Source organism: Pelosinus propionicus DSM 13327 (assembly GCF_900114615.1).
Classification (GTDB): Bacteria; Bacillota; Negativicutes; order DSM-13327; family DSM-13327; genus Pelosinus; species Pelosinus propionicus.
On record NZ_FOTS01000045.1, the window covers coordinates 1 to 23,340 of the forward strand.

General features: G+C 38.8%; 21 protein-coding genes. 6 read left to right on the forward strand and 15 right to left on the reverse strand.

The window, feature by feature from the left end; translation table 11 throughout:
* The first annotated feature begins 345 nt into the window (after positions 1-345).
* Positions 346-1,341, forward strand: coding sequence for a YeiH family protein (locus tag BMZ99_RS19535; RefSeq protein WP_090941457.1), 996 nt, complete (start codon positions 346-348; stop codon positions 1,339-1,341).
* 146 nt (positions 1,342-1,487) lie between these two features.
* Here the strand turns inward: BMZ99_RS19535 and aldA are convergent, their stop codons facing one another.
* The 7 genes from aldA to BMZ99_RS19570 all read right to left on the reverse strand — a co-directional run bounded on the left by aldA (position 1,488) and on the right by BMZ99_RS19570 (position 11,225).
* The gene (gene aldA / locus BMZ99_RS19540; protein ID WP_090941460.1) at positions 1,488-2,936 is read right to left on the reverse strand and encodes an aldehyde dehydrogenase; all 1,449 of its coding nucleotides are present in this window, start codon (positions 2,934-2,936) and stop codon (positions 1,488-1,490) included.
* A 290-nt stretch (positions 2,937-3,226) separates the two neighbouring features.
* Entirely contained in the window at positions 3,227-5,602 is a 2,376-nt protein-coding gene (hypD, locus tag BMZ99_RS19545) for a trans-4-hydroxy-L-proline dehydratase (RefSeq protein ID WP_090941463.1), read from the reverse strand.
* 3 nt (positions 5,603-5,605) lie between these two features.
* On the reverse strand, positions 5,606-6,502 hold the full coding sequence (locus BMZ99_RS19550; protein WP_090941466.1) for a trans-4-hydroxy-L-proline dehydratase activase: 897 nt from the start codon (positions 6,500-6,502) through the stop codon (positions 5,606-5,608).
* A 29-nt stretch (positions 6,503-6,531) separates the two neighbouring features.
* Complete coding sequence (locus tag BMZ99_RS19555) at positions 6,532-7,092, reverse strand: helix-turn-helix domain-containing protein (protein ID WP_090941470.1); 561 nt, start codon at positions 7,090-7,092, stop codon at positions 6,532-6,534.
* A 229-nt stretch (positions 7,093-7,321) separates the two neighbouring features.
* Positions 7,322-8,683, reverse strand: coding sequence for a two-component system sensor histidine kinase NtrB (locus BMZ99_RS19560; RefSeq protein WP_090941473.1), 1,362 nt, complete (start codon positions 8,681-8,683; stop codon positions 7,322-7,324).
* Between the two features lie 309 nt (positions 8,684-8,992).
* A complete protein-coding gene (locus BMZ99_RS19565; protein WP_090941474.1) occupies positions 8,993-9,826 on the reverse strand; it encodes an epoxyqueuosine reductase in 834 nt (277 codons plus the stop codon).
* Positions 9,827-9,938: 112 nt separating this feature from the next.
* Positions 9,939-11,225 carry a homocysteine synthase gene (locus tag BMZ99_RS19570; RefSeq protein WP_090941477.1) on the reverse strand — a complete coding sequence of 429 codons (1,287 nt, stop codon included), beginning with the start codon at positions 11,223-11,225 and terminating at the stop codon, positions 9,939-9,941.
* Between the two features lie 497 nt (positions 11,226-11,722).
* On the opposite strand from BMZ99_RS19570, the gene BMZ99_RS27120 reads away from it, so the two are divergent.
* The 3 genes from BMZ99_RS27120 to BMZ99_RS19580 all read left to right on the forward strand — a co-directional run bounded on the left by BMZ99_RS27120 (position 11,723) and on the right by BMZ99_RS19580 (position 12,986).
* Positions 11,723-12,250 (forward strand): DMT family transporter, encoded by a 528-nt coding sequence (locus BMZ99_RS27120; protein WP_245755060.1) that lies wholly within the window; start codon positions 11,723-11,725, stop codon positions 12,248-12,250.
* The gene (locus tag BMZ99_RS27125) at positions 12,207-12,563 is read left to right on the forward strand and encodes a DMT family transporter (protein WP_245755061.1); all 357 of its coding nucleotides are present in this window, start codon (positions 12,207-12,209) and stop codon (positions 12,561-12,563) included. Before BMZ99_RS27120 ends, BMZ99_RS27125 begins: the two co-directional genes overlap by 44 nt.
* A gap of 216 nt (positions 12,564-12,779) precedes the next feature.
* Entirely contained in the window at positions 12,780-12,986 is a 207-nt protein-coding gene (locus BMZ99_RS19580) for a hypothetical protein (RefSeq protein ID WP_090941480.1), read from the forward strand.
* A 104-nt stretch (positions 12,987-13,090) separates the two neighbouring features.
* Here BMZ99_RS19580 and BMZ99_RS19585 read toward each other — a convergent pair whose 3' ends face one another.
* The 8 genes from BMZ99_RS19585 to BMZ99_RS19620 all read right to left on the reverse strand — a co-directional run bounded on the left by BMZ99_RS19585 (position 13,091) and on the right by BMZ99_RS19620 (position 20,818).
* Positions 13,091-14,215, reverse strand: a complete 1,125-nt coding sequence (locus BMZ99_RS19585) for an ABC transporter permease (protein ID WP_090941483.1) — start codon at positions 14,213-14,215, stop codon at positions 13,091-13,093.
* Between the two features lie 4 nt (positions 14,216-14,219).
* Positions 14,220-15,116 carry an ABC transporter ATP-binding protein gene (locus tag BMZ99_RS19590; protein WP_090941487.1) on the reverse strand — a complete coding sequence of 299 codons (897 nt, stop codon included), beginning with the start codon at positions 15,114-15,116 and terminating at the stop codon, positions 14,220-14,222.
* Positions 15,117-16,013, reverse strand: a complete 897-nt coding sequence (locus tag BMZ99_RS19595) for an ABC transporter ATP-binding protein (protein WP_090941489.1) — start codon at positions 16,011-16,013, stop codon at positions 15,117-15,119.
* On the reverse strand, positions 16,010-16,981 hold the full coding sequence (locus BMZ99_RS19600) for an HlyD family secretion protein (RefSeq protein ID WP_090941493.1): 972 nt from the start codon (positions 16,979-16,981) through the stop codon (positions 16,010-16,012). Before BMZ99_RS19600 ends, BMZ99_RS19595 begins: the two co-directional genes overlap by 4 nt.
* A complete protein-coding gene (locus tag BMZ99_RS19605) occupies positions 16,974-17,579 on the reverse strand; it encodes a TetR family transcriptional regulator (RefSeq protein WP_090941496.1) in 606 nt (201 codons plus the stop codon). The genes BMZ99_RS19600 and BMZ99_RS19605 overlap by 8 nt, the downstream gene beginning before the upstream one ends.
* 154 nt (positions 17,580-17,733) lie before the next feature.
* The gene (locus BMZ99_RS19610) at positions 17,734-19,116 is read right to left on the reverse strand and encodes a mannose-1-phosphate guanylyltransferase/mannose-6-phosphate isomerase (RefSeq protein ID WP_090941499.1); all 1,383 of its coding nucleotides are present in this window, start codon (positions 19,114-19,116) and stop codon (positions 17,734-17,736) included.
* Positions 19,117-19,221: 105 nt separating this feature from the next.
* Positions 19,222-19,887, reverse strand: a complete 666-nt coding sequence (locus BMZ99_RS19615; protein ID WP_245755062.1) for an HD-GYP domain-containing protein — start codon at positions 19,885-19,887, stop codon at positions 19,222-19,224.
* Positions 19,880-20,818 (reverse strand): GGDEF domain-containing protein, encoded by a 939-nt coding sequence (locus tag BMZ99_RS19620; RefSeq protein WP_090941505.1) that lies wholly within the window; start codon positions 20,816-20,818, stop codon positions 19,880-19,882. The genes BMZ99_RS19615 and BMZ99_RS19620 overlap by 8 nt, the downstream gene beginning before the upstream one ends.
* 346 nt (positions 20,819-21,164) lie before the next feature.
* Between BMZ99_RS19620 and bioB (BMZ99_RS19625) the strand changes: the two genes are divergently transcribed.
* Together bioB (BMZ99_RS19625) and bioB (BMZ99_RS19630) are read left to right on the forward strand one after the other, a co-directional pair.
* Positions 21,165-22,151 (forward strand): biotin synthase BioB, encoded by a 987-nt coding sequence (gene bioB / locus BMZ99_RS19625; RefSeq protein WP_090941508.1) that lies wholly within the window; start codon positions 21,165-21,167, stop codon positions 22,149-22,151.
* Positions 22,152-22,248: 97 nt separating this feature from the next.
* Positions 22,249-23,241: a biotin synthase BioB gene (gene bioB / locus BMZ99_RS19630; RefSeq protein ID WP_090941510.1), complete on the forward strand. Its 993-nt coding sequence runs from the start codon at positions 22,249-22,251 to the stop codon at positions 23,239-23,241.
* The last annotated feature ends 99 nt before the right edge of the window (positions 23,242-23,340 follow it).

The window sequence follows — 23,340 nt, forward strand, 5'->3', positions numbered from 1 at the left end:
CTTTCTGGCTGAGAATAAGAAAGATAGAAAAGGAATACCCTGATCTTATTCACTGACCGCAGCCTCGCATAATAAGCATTCATCTGTGAAAGTCATTTTGCTGGATACCTTTCGCCCAGAGACGCAACATCTGTGTTAGCGGTATTTGATGAATAAGGCAGGCGTCAAGCTTTATAAGCAATAACCAAAAGGTTTCGCAAGGAGGATAAGACGTTACCTTTGCTAAATTCTCTTACAAATATTTTAGCATCAAGGGGTTCCTTTACGTGTTGAAAAAATAAAATAAGTTTTGTAAACAACGGCGGATTGTTGCTTACAAAACTTATTATACGAGGAGGAATCAATATGGTAAAAAATAATCTTCTCAGCAAAATCATGCCAGGTGTTTTTATCGTTACTATGATAGCGATTCCAGCCTGGTACCTTGGAACCGCAGTTCCTTTGGTTGGAGGGCCGATTTTTGGAATTCTGTTCGGCATGACACTTGCATTTTTAAAAAGACCTGCATCTTTGAACTTGGGAATTTCCTTTACGGCTAAAAAAGTCTTACAGTATGCAATTATTTTACTCGGCTTTGAAATGAACTTGTTTCATGTTTTTTCAGTCGGCAGCCAGTCACTGCTTATTATGATTTCAACTATAAGTGCCGCACTGATTACAGCGTGTCTAGTGGGGCGTTATTTACGACTTGAGGAAAATGTAAACATACTCATTGGTGTCGGAACAGCAATTTGCGGCGGATCGGCAATTGCAGCAACTGCTCCTGTCATTGCAGCAACCGATAAAGAAGTTGCTTACTCCATATCTACCATATTCTTATTTAACATCGCTGCAGTGTTTATTTTTCCCTTTCTTGGACATATTTTTAATATGAGCGATATGGGATTTGGAATGTGGGCAGGAACAGCCATCAATGACACGTCTTCTGTAGTAGCTGCCGGCTATTCGTATAGTCAAGCTGCTGGCAGCTTTGCCACCATCGTAAAATTAACCCGTACACTAATGATTATACCCATAACAATCGCACTAGCTATACTTGCTTCCCGAAAAGCTGAAAACGCAAGTTCTTTCAGACTTTCTAAGATATTTCCGTGGTTTATTTTTGGTTTTGTAGTTGCGTCAATTGTCAGTACCATCGGCTTTCTGCCTTCATCCCTTTGTCTCACTCTTGCCCAAATCGGAAAGTTTTTTATCGTGATGGCTATGGCTGCAATTGGCTTGAACACTCATTTGAAACAACTGATCAGCAATGGTGTAAAACCGATTTTTCTGGGGTTATCCTGCTGGATTGCTGTAGCTATTGTATCCCTTGCGGTACAACATTATCTGCTTATTTGGTAGCAAACTCATTTGCGTTCTTCTTGCACGCGTAAGTATCCTTGATGCCTTCGAATTTAACCCTTTTCTTACTTCTTTGTCCTGCTAATAGAGTAAGAGCCTTTAACGCGAAAAACGTCAAAGGCTCTTACTCTATTAGCAGGATATGCTTATTTCACATTTTGATTATATTGCATATATACCACATGGGTTTGGAGATATTCTTCCAGACCATGTTTTCCATCGGCACCGCCTATGCCCGATTTGCGCCAGCCAGCGTGAAAACCTTGCATAGCTTCAAAATTTTCCCGATTTACATAGGTTTCACCAAATTTAATCTCTTTGCACGCTCTCATAGCCATATCAATATTTTGCGTATAAATAGAAGAAGTTAGTCCAAAGTCTGAATCATTAGCCAGTTCAATGGCTTCATCTAAATCTTTAAATGTAGCGATGGGCAATACAGGACCAAAGGTTTCTTTCTGCATAATATCAGCACTTTGCTTGCAATTGATAAGTACCGTCGGTTCAAAATAAAAGCCCACTCCTCTGTCTGCCCGCTTACCTCCAACAACTAAGGTAGCACCATCTTGGACAGCCTTTGCAACAGAAGCTTCTACCTGTTCTAACTGCTGTTTACTGACTAAGGGCCCCATATCAATCGTTTCATCCTCTAGTGGGCTGCCATACTTAACATTTCTCATCGCAACTGTCATTTTGGCAATAAACTGCTCTGCAACAGACTCATGAACATATACCCTCTCTGCGCAGTTGCAAACCTGCCCAGTATTAATAATGCGGGAAGCGCATATAGATTTCACTGCCAGATCAAGATCTGCATCCGCCATTACAATAGCAGGAGCTTTTCCCCCTAACTCTAAGGAGACCTTTGTCACATTTTCTGCCGCAGCTCTCATAATTTTAATTCCACCCTCTACACTTCCCGTAAAGCTTACCATACCAACTTTAGGATGACCAGCAATTGCATTGCCCACCACAGAACCAGCACCAGATACCAAATTGAAAACACCTTTCGGCAAGGATGTCTTTGCCACAATCTTGGCAAATTCAAAGGCATTATTAGGCGTTTCGCTGCTGGGCTTAATGACAATCGTATTTCCTGTGACTAAAGCAGGTGCCAATTTGCGAGCAATTAAAAAAAAGGGGAAATTCCAAGGCAGGATTCCACCAATAACACCGATTGGTAATTTAAATAAAAATATATTTTCATTAGGGCGATCACTTTCAATGATCTCCCCTTCATAACGCCTGGCAAATTCGGCCATGTAATCCATATAATCAGCCGTGAAGTTAGCTTCCACTCTGGCAAGGGGCAATATTTTACCTTGTTCTTCAGCTATTACACGGGCAATTTCTTCTGATTTTTCTCGTATACCTTGAGCAATTTCTTTTAAATAACCAGCACGTACAATCGCCGGAAGCTTCGCCCAAGATTTTTGAGCTTGTTCAGCCGCTTTTACAGCAGTTTCAACATCCTCCCTAGTTCCCGCAGGGATTTCAGAAACAATAGCTTCAGTGGCTGGATTGATGACCGATATCATTTTTCTTGACTCATTAGCAATAAATTCACCATTAATGAACATCTGATAACTTTTCATTTTAATTCCGCCTCCTACTTTTTACTGTAATCTAAACCAAGCATCTTAGCCTATAAAGATATTCTCCTGCCCTCTTACCATCTTTCACACGGCTCTACAAGCAGTCATCTTTACTCTACTATTTTCTCTATCAAAATCTTATCTCCTTTCCCAATTTTAGGATTAGCAAGAAATCACCATAATTTGGATGAATTCTTACTGGTATCATCCCAGAAGATATAACTCATAAGGATGATTCTGCGCACAAAAGAGACTGTCTCCCATGCTTTTGCATGTAAGACAGTCTCTTCTCAATGAAATCCCTGTTCCGTTCGTTCTATGATTTCATCTTGCAGTTCTTTACTCAAGTTATGAAAATGATCGCTATAGCCAGCTACACGTACAATTAGATCCTTGTAGTCTTCAGGGCGCTTTTGCGCATCCAATAATGTTTTCGAATCAATTACATTAAATTGAATATGATGTCCGTCTAAATTAAAATAGGTACGAACTAAAGATACCATATTTTCTAAGCCTTGGTCACCAGTGACAACAGAAGGGGTAAATTTCTGATTCAGCAACGTTCCTCCCGTCTTAATGTGATCCATTTTGGAAGCGGATTTAATAACAGCTGTAGGTCCCTTTCTATCCGCACCTTTTTCAGGAGATATTCCTTCCGATAGAGGCTTATAGGCTTTTCTCCCATTAGGACTCGCCCCCATCACCGAACCGAAATATACATGACAGGTAGTAGGCAGCATATCAATGCCGTAAACCCCACCCTTTCGGGTCTTCCTTCCCACAACTTCATTATGAAAAGCATTAAATCCCTCTACCATAATATCATCAGCATAATCATCATCGTTGCCGTATTTAGGAGTTCGATTTGCAACTAGGTTATGAATGGTATCATGACCTATAAAATCATCTTCTAAAGCCTTTAGCAATTCTTTAATCGTGAAACGTTTCTGGTCAAAAACATTGTATTTAATAGCTGACAGACAATCTGTGAGCGTGCCAATACCCACACCTTGTATATAATTGGTATTATAAAGCGCTCCACCTGCATTATAATCTTTGCCGCTGGCAATACATCCACTGGTTATAATGGATAAGAAAGGTACAGGCATATGCTTCGCATACAAATGCTCAATAATGTGGTTGCCCGTAACCTTCACATTGATGAAATAGTGAAGCTGTTTTTTAAAGGCTTTAAATAGATCTTCATAGGTTTTAAAATCCTCACCATAACCAGTTTTTAGCCCCAGCTGCTTTTTTCCGATGGGATCAAAACCGTTATTAAGAGTTAATTCTAGTATTTTAGGCAGATTAAAATATCCCGTCAAAATGTAGGCTTCCTTACCGAAAGCACCTGTTTCCACGCAGCCGCTGGATCCACCTTGCCGCGCATCAACAATATTTTTGCCTGCTCTTAAGAGTTCTTCTACAATCGCTTCTGTGTTATAAAAGGCTGGCTGCCCCCAACCCTTGCGGGATATTTCACAAGCTTTCTTGATAAAATTATGAGGCGACTTTTTGCTAATTTGAACATTAGAACTAGGCTGCAATAGTCGCATCTCATCCATGGTTTCCAATATTAAATAGGATACTTCATTGACACCATCTGATCCATCATCCTTTACACCGCCAGTGTTAAGATTTGCAAAATCCGTATAAGTACTGCTTTCCTTTAAGGTAATGCCGACTTTAGGAGGCGCAGGCTGATTGTTAAACTTTACCCATAAACATTGCAGCAATTCTTTGGCTTTTTCCCTCGTGAGAGTTCCATCCTCTATACCTTTTTTGTAAAAAGGATATAAATGCTGATCCAACCGTCCAGGACTTAACGCATCCCAAGGATTGATTTCTGTCGTAACGCCAATGTGTACAAACCAGTACATTTGAATCGCTTGGGCAAAGGTCTCTGGTTTATGAGCGGGTACAACCTGGCAATTTGCTGCAATTTCCAGCAGATCCGCCTTTTTGTTTGGATCTGTCTCATTTTGCGCCATGTCTTTAGCATATTGAGCGTATCGCTTTCCATAAATTACAATAGCATCACAACATAGTGCCATTGCTTCCAGCTGATTTTTCTTCTCATACGCCTGAGAATCTTCCAAGAAATCAAGAGACTTTATCTGCTCTTGAATTTCAGCCTTAGAATCTAAAAAGCCTTTCGTATACATTTTTCCATCTGCTACTGTATGTCCAGGGCCTCTTTGTTCCATAAATTCTGTGAAAATACCACTTTCATAACAATCTACCCATTCCGCAGACATTTGCGCTAAGATATTTTTGCGCATAGATCGATCTTCCCAAAAGGGTATAATTTTTTCCCTCTGTAATTTTTTTGCTGCTTCATCTACCTTAAAGAAAATTTTATCTCTTTGATCCATAACTTCAAGGTCTTCTTCTGTATGGCAACAAAGTTCTGGAAAGCTAGGTGCATATTGAGGCTGTTCGCCTTTCTCGCCAACAATGAGTTCTCCGTCATTAATGCACAGCGTTTTATTCTCCATAATGTGCTGAAAGGTAAGAGCGCGCAATATGGGTGTTTCCACCTTTCCTAAATGTTTTTCATACGCCTCGGTAACCAAACGCGCTCTTTCAATAGACAAATGGGGCTCTACCGTTAAGCTCTGATTCCTAAGTTTTCGAATTCTTTCATTCATACCTCTTTGTTCCACAATTTACCCTCCAATCTGCACTTTATAATTTGCTTGCTTAAACATGGACCTGATCTCTTCCAACCTCAAATCTGTAGGCCTTTCTAATACCGGTAACGGACAGTTGAGCTTTTTATACTTTCCCTGCCCCATATGGTGATAAGGCAATAGGTTGATGGAATGTATATTAAGATCGGCAATAAAGTCAATGATATCCTGAATCTGTTCATTCTTAGTATTGATTCCCTCAATAAGCGGCAGCCGTAATTGAATGACGGCATCATGATTAGACAACAGTTTTAGATTCTCTAATATTAAAGCATTATCCCGTCCAGTGTAATGTTCGTGTTCACCAGAGTCCATAAGCTTAATATCATATAAGAATACATCAACATATTTTATAATCCGCAGAAAATTATCACTAGGCGCATAGCCGCAAGTATCGATGGCAACCGTGATGCCTTGTTCTTTACATGCTTTCACCAGCTCCTCAATAAAGTCGATTTGAATCATCACTTCGCCGCCCGATAAGGTCACCCCACCGCCTGATTGTTCATAAAAAGGTTTATCTTTATGAATTTCTTGCATTACATCTTGTACTGTGTATTCTTTTCCAGCTATTTCTCTAGCATTGTTACAGCAATAATCTATACACATTTCACAAGCGTTACATTTTTCGGCATCATAAAACAGCTGATGATTCTTCTGCCAGACAGCTTGCTGACTGCAATGCTTTTCACATTCCCCGCACTGCGTACAGCGATCTCTATCAATTAAGATTTCCGCCTGGTAACTCTGACTTTCTGGATTATGACACCATTGACAGGCTAGGGGACATCCTTTGAAAAATATGGTAGTGCGAATACCAGGACCGTCATGTACAGAAAATTTTTGAATATTAAATAATACTGCTTTTCTCATGTAATCACCTCAACCTATATAAATAGGTTTTACATTTTAAAAGGATTAGGAGAACTAACGACTAGCATCCTTACCATTTTACTTGTATAATTCGCCCAATTATGCACCGTAGAGGAATTGTAATGGGCTGAGTCTCCAGGAAATACTTCGATTTGCTCGTTATTGATAAAAAGAGTTAAAATTCCCTCTAAAACATAAATAAACTCTTCTCCCTCATGGGCATACTGACTTATATCTTCCTCACTGTTGATTGGCAATAATTCTACTAATCGAGGCAGCAAGGTTTTATCAGGTGCACCATTCGTCAAGTGATAATGAATAAATCGAGAATTCACCACTTGGAATACTTCCTTCTCATAGCTTCGCAAAACATAGCTTTCTTTTTTTGTGGGACTCGCAAAAAAATAGGCTAGATCAACCCCCAGAACCTGGGCAATTTTTTGCAGTGAATCCGTTGCAATATTGGTCAGTCCACGCTCTAACTGAGATAAAAGACCCGTAGAAAGAGAGGTTTTTTCACTAACATCCTTTAACGTCATCTTTTTCTGAGTTCGCAATTCTTTTACTTTTTTCCCAATATCTTTATTCATATTTATGCCTGCTCTTTCTTGTTTTTGAGTTTGTAAAAAATAAGTATTCTTTTAGGAATACTATATATCAATACATTTTGTTTTTCAAGTATTTTTTCATTAAAATGAATTTACTTTTACCAAAATGAATATTTTTAAGTATTTATTAGTTTTGCAGAGATTATTCGCCATAAAATTCATTAAAATGAACTTAAAAGGCAAAAAAAAAAAAGATTTCAACCTAAACGGCTCAAATCTTTTCATGATTATAAGGAAATTTAAGAGAAAATGTACTGCCTGTCGTATTTGTTTCAATATCAATAAATGCATTATGCCTAGCTGCAATCTGGTAGCATACAGAAAGACCTAAACCTGTTCCCTTTTCTTTTGTCGTAAAAAATGGAGTCCCCAGTTTCTCCAAAATGTCTTTCGAGATTCCCTTACCTTCGTCTGTAACCTGCAATACAATGTAACGCTCATCCTTAAAGGTGCTAACAACAACCTTTCCCTTATCACTCATAGCCTCAAATCCATTTTTAACCAGATTAATGAGTACTTTATGAATGTCAATTTTATCTACTAACAGATCCGGTATTGGCTGCAGCACAAATTCGATGGAATGTCCAACTTCGCTACCCATGGCTTCCATCAAAGGTCCTATATCTTCAACAATTTTATTTAGATTCTGCATAGCGGAACCGTTTACACGATTTTTAGCCAGAGTAAGAAAATCAGTAATAATTTCATTTGCCCGATCCAGTTCGCAAATCATCATTGAAAACTGCTCCGTAAAAGTACTAAAAATTGCTTTTCTTTGCATATAGCGCAAATATCCCCGTACAGTTGTCATAGGATTGCGAATCTCATGACCGATACTGGCTGCTAATTGCCCCACAAGATTTAAACAGCTTAATCTTTCAATATGCTGCTTTAATTCGATTGTTTCTGAAATGTCTACAATCGCCAGGAGCAGCATATTTTGTTCATGAACCATTAGGTATCTTACATTCAAAATGATCACATTTGCATGTTGTGATTTCATATTCAATCTGCATGTATAATTCTCTACACTTTGCTGCTGAATTAAGCGTTTCCGTATATGACGATAATCCATTGGCGAAATCATGTCTTTCAATGTATCGATATTCCACTTGAGAATCGTTTCGTAATCCTGCCCTGTTACTTTTACAAAATGATCATTGGCTGTAATAATATTTTGAGTATCAACAGATATAAGCGCCATAGGGCAAGGGCTGCAATGAAACAGTTCTCGAAATGCTTTTTCCATTTGATCGGCTTTATTACAAAACCTATTTTTATGAATTGGTAACTTTTTTTTATATCTAATAAGCTTAGCTTTTTTTATTGAAATTCGTCTACATTCAGGTATTCCTTTATCATGTAATCCCGCTTCTTCCAAAGCAGTGGATTCATGATAGCTTCTATGGTTACACCTTAAATTAGGAACAAGAGTAATTACTTTTGCCAGCTCTTGAATCATCGCAAGTAGAGCACGAAGAGTGTTCTTACTACCTTTTTCGTCTTCAGGGTTATTACATCGATTTTGTGCAATACAATCTATAGGATTTGTTACCTTAGCGAGAACAGACACACTTCGACCCCCTTAATAGCAGAGTTCAACTAAACAAGATGATTTAGCATTCTTTCCCACATTAAAAAAAATCTTATTAGTATTTTCTGATAATTTCGCTGTTAAATGTTTAAATCCTTCTAAAAATCCCCATCAAAAACTGACAAATATCGTGTTAATTAGCATAATCGTCTCTTCTACCCTTATGTTGACTATCCCAACTATGCATTTACTTGCTGTATAAACAGAAATACATAAAGAAGGCTAATTCTTTCGGAATAAATCCGTTTTAATATAGAGCCTTCTTTAGCAAAGCGTTATGACATGATCTTAAGATATTCTGTCCCCTTTTGACCCATGGGTACGGCAATGAACCCAGCCCTGATAGCGAGGATCTGCCGGATCTTCTTCCAGTGCCTTTTTCTCATCAAGATATAATTTAATATCTGTACTTTTATATAAATTACGATCTTGACCTACATGACAAACTTTAATACAAATACCGCAAGGATAGCGATGCTCCTCGCGAAGCTGATCATGATACTTAGCACAAGCAACCTTATCCATTTGCGCTACAAGATCATTATCTCGCGTTAGAAAGGCTTGAGATGGACATAGTTTTTGACAGACACGGCATTTATTGCAAAGATCTTTTTCTATTAAAGGATCACCAGGTATTGCTAATGCAGTAAAAACAGATACATATCGTACCCGGGGTCCAAATTTTTCATTTAGTAAGGTATTATTATAACCGACAGTGCCCAATCCTGCGTATTTTGCTGCATAAACATGACCAAATGCAGCTACAGGCTTCTCTACTAATACTTTAATATCACCATAACCATCACGAGGCAAAAAAATGGATGCATGCCCAAGTTCATTTAAATAAATTGACAGCCGATATGCAATTTGATCAAGCATAATATTTGCAGTATCATACTGCTCTACATAATTAATTGAAGGAGTTGTCTCCAAAATAGGCAGCAAAACAGGTATCCCCAGTACGATTACTGTTTGCGCCTGAGGCCAAATCACTTCAGGACGGTATGCTTCCTTTACTTCATTAAATTCCTCCCACCGAGAAACAGGAGCAAAGCCCACTAAATTTGCTCCTAAATTCTTTGCATATTCAATAATATCTTTTTTTATGTTTTGGCTGTTCATGAAAAGTTCTCCTTAGTACCTTTAGAAATTACTAGCATAAAAGGTTAAGAATTCGCTTGTTTTAGCAATTCTTAACCTTCAGCTTTCTGATCAGTTATTTTACTTTATAAATTTATTGTGCTGCAGCAAGAGCCTGCTCAATATCCGCAATAATATCTGCACTATCTTCAATACCAACTGACAAGCGAATCAGTTCATCCGCTACACCTGCTGTAGCACGCTGTTCAGGAGTAAGCTGGGAATGAGTGGTGCTCGCAGGATGGATAACCAAAGACTTCGCATCCCCAACGTTAGCAAGGATTGAGAATAGTTTCAGAGCATCAATAAATTTCTTACCAGCTTCCAATCCACCTTTAATACCAAAGGTTAGGATCGCACCTGCACCTTTTGGTAAATACGTTTTAGCTAATGCATGATCCCGATGACTGGGAAGACTTGGGTAGCTTACCCATTCAACTTGTTCATGGCTTTCAAGATATTGCGCAACGGCCAAGGCATTTTCCGTATGACGCTGCATACGCAAAGGCAAGGTTTCCAATCCCTGCAGCAATAAGAAACTATTGAAAGGACTTATTGCTGCGCCAAAATCACGCAGAATTTGAATACGCAAGCGAGTGATGAAAGCCAAGGGACCTAATGCTTCTGTATAACTTAAACCATGATAGCTTGGATCTGGCTCTGATAGGGAAGGGAATTTTCCGTTAGCCCAATTGAAATTACCACTGTCAACAACCACTCCTCCCATGGAAGTACCATGTCCTCCAATAAATTTAGTAGCAGAATGAATTACAATATCGGCACCAAATTCGATAGGGCGAGAAAGGTAAGGTGTAGCAAAGGTACTGTCAATTAACAAAGGGATACCATTTTCATGAGCTATCTCTGCTACTTTTTTAACATCAAATACGTCAATTTTAGGATTCCCGATGGTTTCTGCAAAAACGGCCCTCGTCTTATCCGTAATCGCTTTGCGGAAATTTTCCGGATCACTAGGATCAACAAAAGTTACCTTAATTCCAATACGAGGCAAAGTATAAGCAAACATATTATACGTGCCGCCATACAAAGTGGATGAACTAACAATTTCATCTCCAGCTTGGACGATATTTAATATTGCGGCATTAATCGCAGCATGACCAGAGGCAAAAGCTAGTGCGGCCACACCGCCTTCTAAAGCTGCAATCCGCTTTTCTAACACATCTGTCGTTGGATTCATAATACGAGTATAAATATTACCAGCTTCTTTTAAACCAAATAAATTAGCACCATGCTCGCTATCACGGAAATTGTAGGATGTGGTTTGGTAAATGGGGACTGCTCTCGAACCAGTTGTTGGATCAGGTTCTTGTCCTCCATGTACTGCCAATGAGTCAAAACGTAAATTTTCTGGTAAAGCCATATTTTTATACCCCTTTCTATTTACATATATTGTATTTATACAATGATTGATAAACTTGGTACAGAGACTCAATACTCTCGTACGTCTTTTTAATTGCTTCATCTAAATCAGATTACACCAAAACATCATTTTGGTATATGACTTCTAAAAAGAAAAAGACTAAAGAAAGCCCTCTTCAGGAGTTTCTTCAGCCTTCAGTTTATCTGATCAGCTATAACATTGGTTAAATAATATCATAGCTCTATAATCTCGTCAATAAAAACATTTGTAGATTCACTTCAAACTCCCAGTAACATCTTTTCTATTTTCTCGATATTATTTCCCCTTGGAGGCTCATACTTAACCACACCAAAAGATCGCGTTAGTATACTTGCTGTTTTTAAATTGTAGAAATATTCAACAGAAGGTATATACCGATTTAAAGAGAATTAACTTATGAAACTTATTCCCGTATTCTAGAACACGTAAAAGAAAAACAACAGGAAAAGGTACATTCAATGACAAAAAAAAGAAAAGCTATTTTTTATATGGCTCTAGCAGCCATCCTCTGGAGCTCTGGAGGTTTCTTGATAAAAGGAATCGACTGGCATCCAATGTCTATTGCAGGCGGCCGGAGTCTGCTTGCATCATTGATAATAGGGTTCGCCTTTCGTAAAGAAAAACTCTCTTTTTCTAAATCGCAATGGGCAGGAGCGGCGGCTTATTGTGCTTGCGTTACCTTATTTGTAGTTGCCACAAAGCTTACCACTGCCGCCAATGCTATACTATTACAATATACGGCTCCTATTTATGTGGCATTGCTTAGTGGCTGGCTGATCGGGGAAACGGTGAACCGACGAGATTGGTTGACTATCTTTCTTGTCTGCTGCGGAATGCTTTTTTTCTTTCTTGACAAGATTACAGCAGGCGGTATTTTAGGAAATATATTCGCCATTGGATCTGGAATCACTTTTGCTCTATTTATTTATCCTTTTTATGCGCATGCAAAAAGATGGTTCCCCTTATGGTTCAGTCCTATTAGGTAACCTATTTACCTTTGCTATTAGCATTCCCTTTTGGTTAAGTAATGTCATCGATGCCTCAAGTATCATATGCATTACGGTCTTGGGAGTTTTTCAACTCGGATTTTCCTATGTTCTTTATTCTTATGCCATACGTTATGTAAAAGCATTAGAAGCCACTCTGATAACTTCGATTGAGCCAATTTTAAATCCTATCTGGGTTTTTCTCCTCTTTCACGAACAGCCTGGATTGTATTCCACGATCGGTGGATTCATCGTTTTAGCTGCCATTACCATCCGCTACGTGCTTGAGGCCGGATCTCAGTCGAAATCCTAAAAAATATTTCATATATTAAGCTATTTGTATCCTAAATTGCTATACAAAACATATAAAGACACTTACAATAATAAATACGCAAATAATTTTTTCATTTGTTCCCTGGGAATAATTTTCTGTCCGAAAGGAATTTTAACAGAAAGAAGGAATAAAAAAGTGTATCCTTTTTTCCAGAGACATTCTGCACAAAATAACATTTAAAAAGGAGGTTTTTGGATGCGTATTGTTGAACAATCTTTTCGCGTTGCAGCACGTACCAGCATTATGAAAACAGAACATCCCGCGGATTGTATATTCCAAGTCTTTGTAAAGGGACGCCTTCAGGATAAGCAGAGCTACAAGATAGATGGACAAAATATTAACTTTGGATTTGACTGTCTGGTACCAGGAGACTTAGTACAAGTATTTTATTTTATTCCATGAATCTCCCAACAATGCAGGAAAACGCTGATCACATCTTTTAAAACATAGCTATTAAAACACAAAGAACACAAAGGCGGAAAAAACATGCCTCTGTGTTTTTGTTTTTATGCAATCTTTTTTTGAAATTTTTTAATACTTATCGTTAATGTAATAATAATAAAAATGATCAGAGCTATGATCTGTGGCCATAGTACACTTAGACCTACGCCCTTTAAAATAATACCCCGCAAAATTTGAAGATAAAACGTGAGTGGCAGTAAGTTGCCAAGTAAGTTAAAAACCATGGGCATGGCTTCTCTAGGGAACATAAATCCTGATAATAAAACACTCGGCAAAAATACAAAGAAGGATAACTGCATTGCTTGCATTTGATTTTTAGTCACTGTAGAAATCAATAAGCCTAAAGAAAGAGAAGCAAGAATAAATAAAGCTGTGAGAACATATAACAAAGCCAGACTGCCACGTATCGGCAGGTCAAATATAAGAATACCTGCCAATAGAGCTACCGTTACTTGTACATAACCTACAAGGCTGTAGGGAATGATTTTGCCCAGCATCAACTCCCAATTTTTCATAGGCGTCACAATCAACTGCTCCAGTGTTCCCCTTTCTCGCTCTCGCACAATTGCCATAGAAGTAATCATAACCATGGTCATGGTCAGCATCACTCCCATAATCCCTGGTACCATGTAAAAAGCGGAGATAAAATCTGGATTATACCAAGGACGTATACGAATATCATAAGGCTTTTCCGCAGGGTGCCCTGAATAACCCCGTATCTGCTGCAAAAGAATATCTTGCGACTTTATCTGGCCAATTAACTGGGCAGCGCTAATTGCAGAAGATGCTGCCATGGAATCAGTAGCATCTACAATAACCTGTACCGCAGCTTGCCGGCCATGCTTTAGATTTTCCGAAAAATCCGGTGGTATTACAATGCCGACTTTCGCTTTTCCTGCATCTACAGCAGAATTTGCCTCTTGATAACTTTTCGCCAAATATTTAATGTCAAAATATCCGCTGGCTTCTAATGAACTCAATAAATCTCGACTATCTTGCTGCAAGGATTGATCAAAAACAATCGTAGGTAAATGTTTTACATCAGTATTAATCGCAAAGCCAAATAACACGAGTTGTATCACTGGCAGACCGAGCATCATAATTAAGGTAAGACGATCACGGCGTATTTGCAGAAATTCTTTAATCAATAAGGCTTTCAGGCGTCTCATTAACTCACTCCTTTCGATGAGATTTCACAAGATAAACGAACACATCTTCTAAGGCTGGAGTTATCTTTTCATAATGAAAGTCTGTAATTTGCGCTAACTTCTCAGTCTCCATTAAAAGATGCAAACTAGTACCTGAACAATAGATATCAAGATAAGAAAGTAAACTCCCTTCGAGAATTTCTAACAATCCCATAGGGTCATCTGTAGGAATTCTAATCAGCGTGCCAGGAATGGTCTGTTTTAAATAAGCCGGTGAGCTGCTGGCTATCAGGTTACCTTCGAAAATAAAACCAATTTCATCGCAATGTTCTGCCTCATCCATAAAATGCGTGGTCACCATTATCGTAGTACCTTGTAAAGCTAGATCATAGATAATATCCCAGAACATGCGACGGGATTTAGGATCTACGCCACCAGTAGGTTCATCCAAAAACAAAATAGAAGGCTTATGAAGAATAGAACAGCCTAATGCCAGACGCTGCTTCCATCCACCTGAAAGGTTGATAACTAATTCATCTTGACGGTCCTTTAAGCCAGCTAAATTGAGCATTTCTTCAATTCTACCTTTCCCCAGGCTGCCGGATAAACTATACATTCCCCCATAGAATTGCAGATTCTCGATTACCGTTAAATCATCATATAAGCTAAATTTTTGAGACATATACCCAATCTTTTGTTTAATCATCTCACTATCTTTAGCAATATCAAAGCCTAATACGCTGCCCCTGCCTGAAGTCGGCTCCAGTAAACCACATAACATACGAATGGTAGTAGACTTACCTGATCCATTTGGCCCTAGAAAACCATAAATAGAGCCTGTTTTAATTTTAAGAGTCACATCATTCACAGCAGTAAAATCCCCAAATTTTCGGGTAAGGTTTGTAAGTTCCACAGCATACATTTAAATCACCTCACTTGCTAATGCAACAAAGACATCTTCTAAGGTAGGAGGAATCTCTTTAAGAGCTTCAATCACCAATCCTGCAGCTTCTAATGTGAGCGCTACTTCTTTCAAAGCTGCGCGATCTTTTACGATCACATGATACTTGTCACCAAATTTATTGCATTCCAAAACAGAAGGAATTGCTAAATATCTCTTAATGTTTGGATCTTTCGCACTTAACTCCAATACCCGGAAGGGATACGTTTGACGCAAACCTTGGGGTGAATTGCAGTCAGCCACTATTCCATTGTGCATAAAAGCCACGCGACTGCAAAGCTCTGCTTCATCCATATACGGTGTAGATACGATGATGGTCATACCGTCTTTATTAAGGCGATATAACATCTGCCAAAACTCTCGACGAGAAACAGGGTCAACACCTGTAGTCGGCTCATCAAGCAAGAAAATTTTAGGTCGATGCATAAGTCCCGCGGCTAAGGCAAGTTTTTGCTTCATTCCCCCTGACAGATGATCTGCTAATCGTTCTTTAAATGGCAGCAGCTTAGTAAAATCAAGGATCTGATTAGCACGTTCCTCAATTTCCTCTTTCCTCTGACCATATAAAGAACCAAGTAAAAAAATATTTTCTTGAACTGTTAATTCACCATATAAACTAAATTTTTGTGGAACATAGCCTAGATACTCTTTTATGATCTCTGGATTCACAGCTCCTAGTACCCTCATCTCTCCCTCAGTTGGTGAAAGAATACCTGCAATCATACGGATCAAAGTTGTTTTTCCAGCACCATCCGGTCCCACTAAACCAAAAATTTCGCCCTCGCTAATTTCTAGGGAAACATCCTTTACCCCCATTACCCTGCCATAGTTTTTACTTACATGTTCAAGCTTGATCATTGGATTACCACATCCGCTGGCATACCAGGCTTTAAAATTCCCTCTAAATTATCAATTTTCACTTTAACATAAAAAACCAGATTTGCTCTTTCTTGCTGGGTTACACTCTGTCTGGGAGTAAATTCTGCGTTCTGACTGATTTCTTTGATAGTACCGGCAAATACTCGATTAGGATACGCATCAATCTTAACATCAACAGACTGACCAAGCCGAATGAGCCCTAACTGTTCTGAAGATATGTAGATTTTAACCCAGCAGTCGTTCAAATCACCAATGGTTGCAATTGCCGATCCTGCACTGACATATTCACCATTTTGATAATTTTTGTTTAGTACTACACCTGTAAGAGGGCTCGTAACATCCCGTTCTCCTAGATTTGCTTTAGTTACTGCAATGATTGCCTGATACCGCTCGGTCTCCATCCTCTGGGCTTCAATCAAATCTGGGCGATTGCCCTCCAGCAATAAACGCTGCTGAGCTTGGGCGGAAAGCAATGAATTATAAGCTACATCATAACTAGACTGAATCGCCTCAATCTGTTGGGCAGCAATTGCACCTGTACTATAAAGAGCACGATAGCGCTCTAAATCACCTCGTGCTTTTTGATAAAGTGATTGAGCTGCTGCTAAACTTGCATTGGCTTGCTCTATTTCATCCTTTCTAGGGCCCTTTACCAGATCCGCTAATTGTGCTTTTGCCTTTGCCAATGCTGACTGATCTGCTAAGAGCTGGGCTTCCAGCTCTGGTTTATGAATATGAGCAATTATTTGTCCCCCATCTGCCCTATCACCAACTTGAATGGTCATCTGTGATAGGTAGCCCTTCGTCTTAGGCACAACATCAGCAAGAGTCACTTCAATCGTACCAGTCGCCGTAATGCCGTTTTCCTTTTTGAGAAACAGTTTATAACCAGCTCCTGCTACCATTAGAAAGAAAAATAGCAAAGCAGCAATGACTTTCTTATTCATGGTCTTTCCTCCTTAAAATTCCATTTAGGAACGTTTCGAGAGCCTGGACAGTATATTCTTCTCCCGTCTTTTCCAAGGAAGTAAACCCCTGAAAAATAGGCTTGGCAATAAAGAAAAAATTCATAATCCCCGCTAAGGATACAGTTGCAAAATCTTGATCTAAATTTGCTTTAAATTCACCTCTGGTAACGCCTTCTTTAAAAGTAGTATGAAGAAAACCGAAGATATTCGAAATATTTTTTTTGACTACAGCTTCACAGCAAGGAGTCGGATTTATAAGCTCACTCAAAATAAAACGGGTTAAATAAGGACGTTGATCATGTATAGCGGAAATATTCTTTGCATATGTGATAATTGCTTCCGTAGGTGATTTTGAGGGACTTTCTTCAAATCTTTTTAACATTTGAGCAATTAAGATGAACTGCTCTTCTAATACCTTTTGGTACAGTCCTTCCTTACCTCCAAAATAATATGAAATAAGAGCACTATTAACATTGGCAGTTCGCGCTAGCTCACGTATTGATACAGCATAAAATCCTTTTTGAGCAAAAAGCAACGTAGCTGTTTCAATTAACTTATCTTGAACATCTTTTTTCATAGTGTCCTCCTTATTAATTAATCGTTTGATTAATTAATAGCATAAGCACCATATACTGTCAATCTTTTTTTTAAAAACATACAAACAGATAGAAGCACAATGCCACACTAGAAGCATTGTGCTTTTGTTCTTCAAACTTTTAAAATCATTCTACCTATACTCTGCCATATTTATCATTAAAACGAACACTGTCATCCTCTCCTAAGTAACTGCCATTTTGTACTTCAATGAGTTGGAGGGGTAACTTTCCCGGATTTTCAAGACGATGTAAAGTATTTTGAGGCACAAAAGCACTCTCATTTTCATGCAATAGCTGTTCACTCTCACCTATGATCACTTTGGCTGTGCCGCTGATCACAATCCAATGCTCACTACGGTGATAATGCATCTGCAAGCTGAGCATTTCTCCCGGATTGACAACAATTTTCTTCATTTGATAACCTAAACCAACTCCCAGCACTGTGCAATATCCCCAGGGATGATACAGCGTTCTAGGCTCATCTGCCTCAATTCGACCTCTCTCTTTTAGCTGGGTTACTAAGTCTTTCACTTTTTGAGACTCACCTTTTTTGGCTACAACGATAACGTCATCTGTTTCAACAATCAAAATATCTTCAAGACCAATGCCGCCAATAAGTCGGCTATGCGCTAATATTAGTGTATTGGAGCACTCAATAGGAATGCAGTCTCCCTGCAGAGCATTAGCCTCCCGATCTTTGGGCAGCACATCATAAATCGCATCCCATGATCCAATATCATTCCATTCCGCTGTAATTGGCAGCATGACTAATTCTTGAGATTTTTCCGCTATAGCATAGTCAAGAGATATAGATGGCATTTCGGCAAAACTCTCTCTCATTTGTTCCCATCCGGCTTCAACCAGTGCATGTATCTCCTCTTGATATTTTGCTAATTCATTCATAAAGCATTCAATTGTAAAAGCAAACATTCCCGAATTCCAATAATAATTTCCAGCAGCAAGATATGACTCAGCTGTTTCTTGGTCAGGTTTCTCTCTAAAAGATTGAACATAAAAGCCGCTGCTAAATGCTTCACCTGCCTGAATATATCCATACCCTGTCTCTGGATGATCTGGCTGCACACCCAACGTAACAATCTTACCCATCTTTGCCAGCTTTATGGCTTGGAGAAGGTTTTCATTAAAAAGTTTTAGAGGACGGATAATATGATCAGAAGGTGTTACATACAATATTTCATTTGCATCGCACCCCAGTACATCAAGACAATATCTTGCCGCAAATGCTACTGCTGGTGCGGTATTACGGGCTGCTGGTTCCAAGAGTATATGTGCTTCATTGGTCTTTGCTGCGATAAGCTCTGTTCGAACATGATGAATGTATTCTTGATTTGTCACTACGACCATATCACACGGTCTAACCAGGGGTAAAAATCGCTGAATCGTTTGAGCAAGTAATGAGTGCTCTCCATTTAATTTTAAGAATTGCTTTGGGAATCTCGTGCGAGACAGCGGAAATAAACGACTGCCCCCACCACCAGCAAGAATGATGACTTTCATAGAATCATCACATTCCTTCCATCACCTATAATAAATAAATCGGCATAGTAAATACTATGCCGATTCTTCCCAATACATGATACAAGATACTGTTTTCTCATAGGATTAAGCAATCACTAGACGATAAGCAAAATCTCGATTACAAGTGCTTTGTAATTTTTTCTCGAAGGCTAATCTTTTTAAAATTTCAACTATGGTGGGATCAAACTGACTTCCTTTGCATCGCTCCATTTCTTCAATTGCTTCACAAACACCAAAAGCCGACCGATATGTCCTCATTGTTGTCATTGCATCAAAAGAATCAGCAACAGCTACAATTCTAGCTCCCAAAGAAATCTCTTCACCACACAAACCATCGGGATATCCTTTGCCATCAAAGCGCTCATGATGATGATGAACAATATCGGAGACAGAACGAAATACTTTAATTTTCTCTACTATTGTACCACCAATTTCTGGATGCTGACGAATGGTATCAAATTCTTCCTCTGTCAACTTCCCCGGTTTATTTAATATTGCATCTGGAATACCAATTTTCCCAATATCATGTAAGTGTGCGCCAATATGAATTCTCTCTTGTTCCGCTAATGACAGTCCCATGGTTTGTGCCATTAACAAAGAAAGTTCTGCGACTCTTTCCGAATGTCCGCACATATAAGAATTCTTAGCATCCAATGCAGTTGATAAGGCATCTACAATATCATGTAAATCTTCTAATGTAACTGAATCAAACAAGATATACATCGCTCCTTTGTCACTACGATCAAGCAACCTTATGAATGAAATGGCTATCAGGATCATAAACAGAAACACTATTTCTTCCAATGTTTTTCGAATAATAAAGTGCTTGATCCGCGTAATTATATAATTTTTCTTTATCAAAGTAGCACAAAAATTGAGAAATTGTACAAACACCAATGGACACGGTCACCGAGATTTGCTGATTTTCATTTAATATAAAATCATGATTTGCAATACTCTTATGAATCCTGCTGGCAATTCCTACGGCCTGCTGCGAATCTGTTTCCGGTAATAATAGAGCATATTCTTCTCCGCCAATACGAGCAGCCAAATCACCCTCTCGACTATTTTCCTGGATAATTCTTGCCAGTTCCAGCAAGATAATATCACCTGTCTGGTGCCCATAATTATCATTAACCTTTTTAAAAAAATCAACATCAAAAACAAGCAATGAAATCGGATGATAATTACATACTAACGCTTTAAAATGCCGCTCTAACGTATCAAAAAAACATCTCCGATTTGCAATCGCAGTTAAAGGATCGGTCATTGCCATCACTTGCATGCGGCTACGAGACTCTTGCAAATCATCAACGGCCTTCCTAAGAGCCTTCTCCCTAAATTCGATCTGCCTCGCCATCCAATTCATATCTCGCATAAGAGTGAGTATATTATCCTCCTCATCTCTTGCTTCATTAGGAAGCGACAATAGTTCTTGATAATTTCCCTGTTTCACTCTGGAACATAACTGGCGCATACTATTTAAATGTTTGCCAATGAGCCAGTCCGATACTAAGCTAGGCATTACCAGAATTAAGAATAATGCACTTGCTAACGTCAAAGCTTCAATTTCATTTATATATTTATTCCCTCGTAAAGGTGAATCAAATGCCATCCAAAACATAATGCTTTGGGGGATCATTAATAGTATTAGAAAAACGAACCTAAGCTTACTTACCAAGACTTGTTCCTCCTCTTTAAGCATAGATGCCTAATAGCCAGGATTGATATTCATTCTATCCTTCACCCAACTAACCAAAAATCTTATAGAAAACCTGATCATTGCATTTCTTCATTGAAAATAATTCTCATTATCTTTCCATAATAATGCAAATTCCCTTTGGGTGTCAATATCTGCGAACTGATTTTATTATGTTTTTCTGTATTGCTTCCCTTATCATACAAAAATGTCATTTACAGCCTTTCAAATTAATAGTAAAATAACAGTATCGTTAACCAACTATTCATTTGTCGTTAACGTAAATTATAAAATACATACATATATCGAGTGAAAGGAAGCTGCTAGGATGCACTATCGTGAAATCATTACTTTGGGAGAGTCAATATTATTAGGACATCAAATTCAATATAAAGAAGCATTACAGCTCACTCATATACTGAATGAGGATATTCCTTTACTTTCCGCATTTGCTAATAAAATTCGTATCAAATTTACTGGCAGAAACGTTGACATGTGCGGCATTGTGAATGCCCGCTCAGGATTGTGCTCTGAGGACTGTAAATTTTGCGCCCAATCCGTTTATCATGATACCAAGACTCCTATACATAACTTATTAGACATAGAGAAAATTACTGCAGCAGCACAACAAGCTCAGGAACAAGGGGCAAAACGGATTAGCATCGTCACCAGCGGCAAGGGTATGGACAGTGACCCTGACTTTCAAAAGATCATAGAGTCGATACAAGCAATTATGTATCATACCAGATTAAACGTTTGTGCTAATCTTGGCACACTTACTCTAGAGCAGGCACGCATGCTGGCATCTTCCGGTGTCAAGCGCTATGCTCACAATTTAGAAACTAGCGAAAACTTCTATCCTTCAGTATGTACAACCCATTCTTATCGAGAGCACGTTGCTACTATTCAAGCGGCAAAATCTGCTGGTATGGAGCTTTGCACTGGAGGCATTATTGGCATGGGAGAAAGCTGGCAGGATCGCATTGATTTTGCATTTGCTTTAAAGAGTCTGGATGTTGCCTCTATTCCTATTAACATTCTCAATCCTATTAAAGGTACTGCTCTGGAAGATGTTACGCCCCCCTCTCCCCTGGATATTATTAAAACCTTTGCTATTTTTCGTTTTATATTTCCTAACAAAATCATCCGGCCTGCTGGTGGTCGGGAAATAAACTTGCGGGATATGCAGGGACACTTGATGCTGTCTGGAGCGAATGGTCTTATTATTGGCAATTACTTAACCTTTACAGGTCGTAATACAGTGACAGATTTCCAGATGGTACAAGACGCAGGGTTAATTCCAGCGTTACTGTAAAAAATAAATGGCTCTCGTAAAAGCCTCATTTAGAATGGCAAAGGATGTTGTATGGCTATTTTCCGAGAGTACACAACAACTACTAGGAGGAATGAACATGAACAACTATGATTTAATTTTTTCTCTAGGAAAAAAAATATTAGAAGGCAGTCAGCTTACCTTTGATGAGGCCTTGTCCTTAACAACCATTGAAGAAAGTGACATTCCCATATTACTTGGCGTTGCAAATAAAATCAGAGAAAAGTTTACGGGATCTTATGTAGATACTTGTCAAATTCTAAATGCTCGTTCAGGAAATTGTACGGAAGACTGTAAATTTTGCGCCCAATCTGCCCATCATGATGTAGAAGTAGATGTATACCCACTCATGAATGAAAATGCGATTGTCCAGGCAGCCCAAAGAGCAGAGGCAGATTCTGCCTACCGTTTCTGTGTGATTACCTCAGGATGCGGTATGGAAGGCGATCGAGATTTTGAAAAAATTACGGCAGCAATTGAGAAAATCGGTCAGGAAACAACTCTTGAGCGCTGCTGTTCCTTAGGAACCTTGCAAGAACAACATGTAGCCGCTCTCAAAAAGGCCGGCATTACACGTTATCATCATAATTTAGAAACCAGCGAAAGTCATTTTGGTGAAATTTGTACCACTCATACCTATAAAGAGCGTATAGATACAATTAAAAGAGTGAAAGCGGCTGACATTGAAGTGTGTTCTGGCGGTATCATTGGCATGGGTGAAACTTGGCGTCAGCGTATTGAATTGGCCTTTACATTAAAAGAATTAGATGTTGACTCTGTGCCCATTAATGTTTTGAATCCCATTAAAGGAACAGCCCTGGAAAACCAGGAAAAACTAAACCCAATGGAAATTTTGCAAACCTTTGCTATTTTTCGCATGATTCTGCCTACAAAAATTATTCGTTACGCTGGCGGTCGTGAACACAATCTTGGAGAATTAGTTCCTCTAGGATTCTTATCCGGCGTTAACGGCATGCTCATTGGTCATTATCTGACTACACAAGGACGAGGAGCTAGCAAAGATCTCCAAACGGTAACAGATTTAGGGCTGAAACTACTAAAAAACGCTTAATAGTGACCGATTCTCAGCATTGACGAATAATGATTTTACTTGATATAATTGCAATGATTATAAATATAGCGTTGCTATATATACAGCGCGAAAATCAAC

What these genes read in the sequence shown, in the direction of transcription:
- BMZ99_RS19535 (WP_090941457.1), top strand. Translation starts at nt 346, where the DNA reads ATGGTAAAAAATAATCTTCTCAGCAAAATCATGCCAGGTGTTTTTATC.
- aldA (WP_090941460.1), bottom strand. Translation starts at nt 2,936, where the DNA reads ATGAAAAGTTATCAGATGTTCATTAATGGTGAATTTATTGCTAATGAG.
- BMZ99_RS19550 (WP_090941466.1), bottom strand. Translation starts at nt 6,502, where the DNA reads ATGAGAAAAGCAGTATTATTTAATATTCAAAAATTTTCTGTACATGAC.
- BMZ99_RS19555 (WP_090941470.1), bottom strand. Translation starts at nt 7,092, where the DNA reads ATGAATAAAGATATTGGGAAAAAAGTAAAAGAATTGCGAACTCAGAAA.
- BMZ99_RS19565 (WP_090941474.1), bottom strand. Translation starts at nt 9,826, where the DNA reads ATGAACAGCCAAAACATAAAAAAAGATATTATTGAATATGCAAAGAAT.
- BMZ99_RS19570 (WP_090941477.1), bottom strand. Translation starts at nt 11,225, where the DNA reads ATGGCTTTACCAGAAAATTTACGTTTTGACTCATTGGCAGTACATGGA.
- BMZ99_RS27120 (WP_245755060.1), top strand. Translation starts at nt 11,723, where the DNA reads ATGACAAAAAAAAGAAAAGCTATTTTTTATATGGCTCTAGCAGCCATC.
- BMZ99_RS27125 (WP_245755061.1), top strand. Translation starts at nt 12,207, where the DNA reads ATGCAAAAAGATGGTTCCCCTTATGGTTCAGTCCTATTAGGTAACCTA.
- BMZ99_RS19580 (WP_090941480.1), top strand. Translation starts at nt 12,780, where the DNA reads ATGCGTATTGTTGAACAATCTTTTCGCGTTGCAGCACGTACCAGCATT.
- BMZ99_RS19585 (WP_090941483.1), bottom strand. Translation starts at nt 14,215, where the DNA reads ATGAGACGCCTGAAAGCCTTATTGATTAAAGAATTTCTGCAAATACGC.
- BMZ99_RS19590 (WP_090941487.1), bottom strand. Translation starts at nt 15,116, where the DNA reads ATGTATGCTGTGGAACTTACAAACCTTACCCGAAAATTTGGGGATTTT.
- BMZ99_RS19595 (WP_090941489.1), bottom strand. Translation starts at nt 16,013, where the DNA reads ATGATCAAGCTTGAACATGTAAGTAAAAACTATGGCAGGGTAATGGGG.
- BMZ99_RS19600 (WP_090941493.1), bottom strand. Translation starts at nt 16,981, where the DNA reads ATGAATAAGAAAGTCATTGCTGCTTTGCTATTTTTCTTTCTAATGGTA.
- BMZ99_RS19605 (WP_090941496.1), bottom strand. Translation starts at nt 17,579, where the DNA reads ATGAAAAAAGATGTTCAAGATAAGTTAATTGAAACAGCTACGTTGCTT.
- BMZ99_RS19610 (WP_090941499.1), bottom strand. Translation starts at nt 19,116, where the DNA reads ATGAAAGTCATCATTCTTGCTGGTGGTGGGGGCAGTCGTTTATTTCCG.
- bioB (WP_090941508.1), top strand. Translation starts at nt 21,165, where the DNA reads ATGCACTATCGTGAAATCATTACTTTGGGAGAGTCAATATTATTAGGA.
- bioB (WP_090941510.1), top strand. Translation starts at nt 22,249, where the DNA reads ATGAACAACTATGATTTAATTTTTTCTCTAGGAAAAAAAATATTAGAA.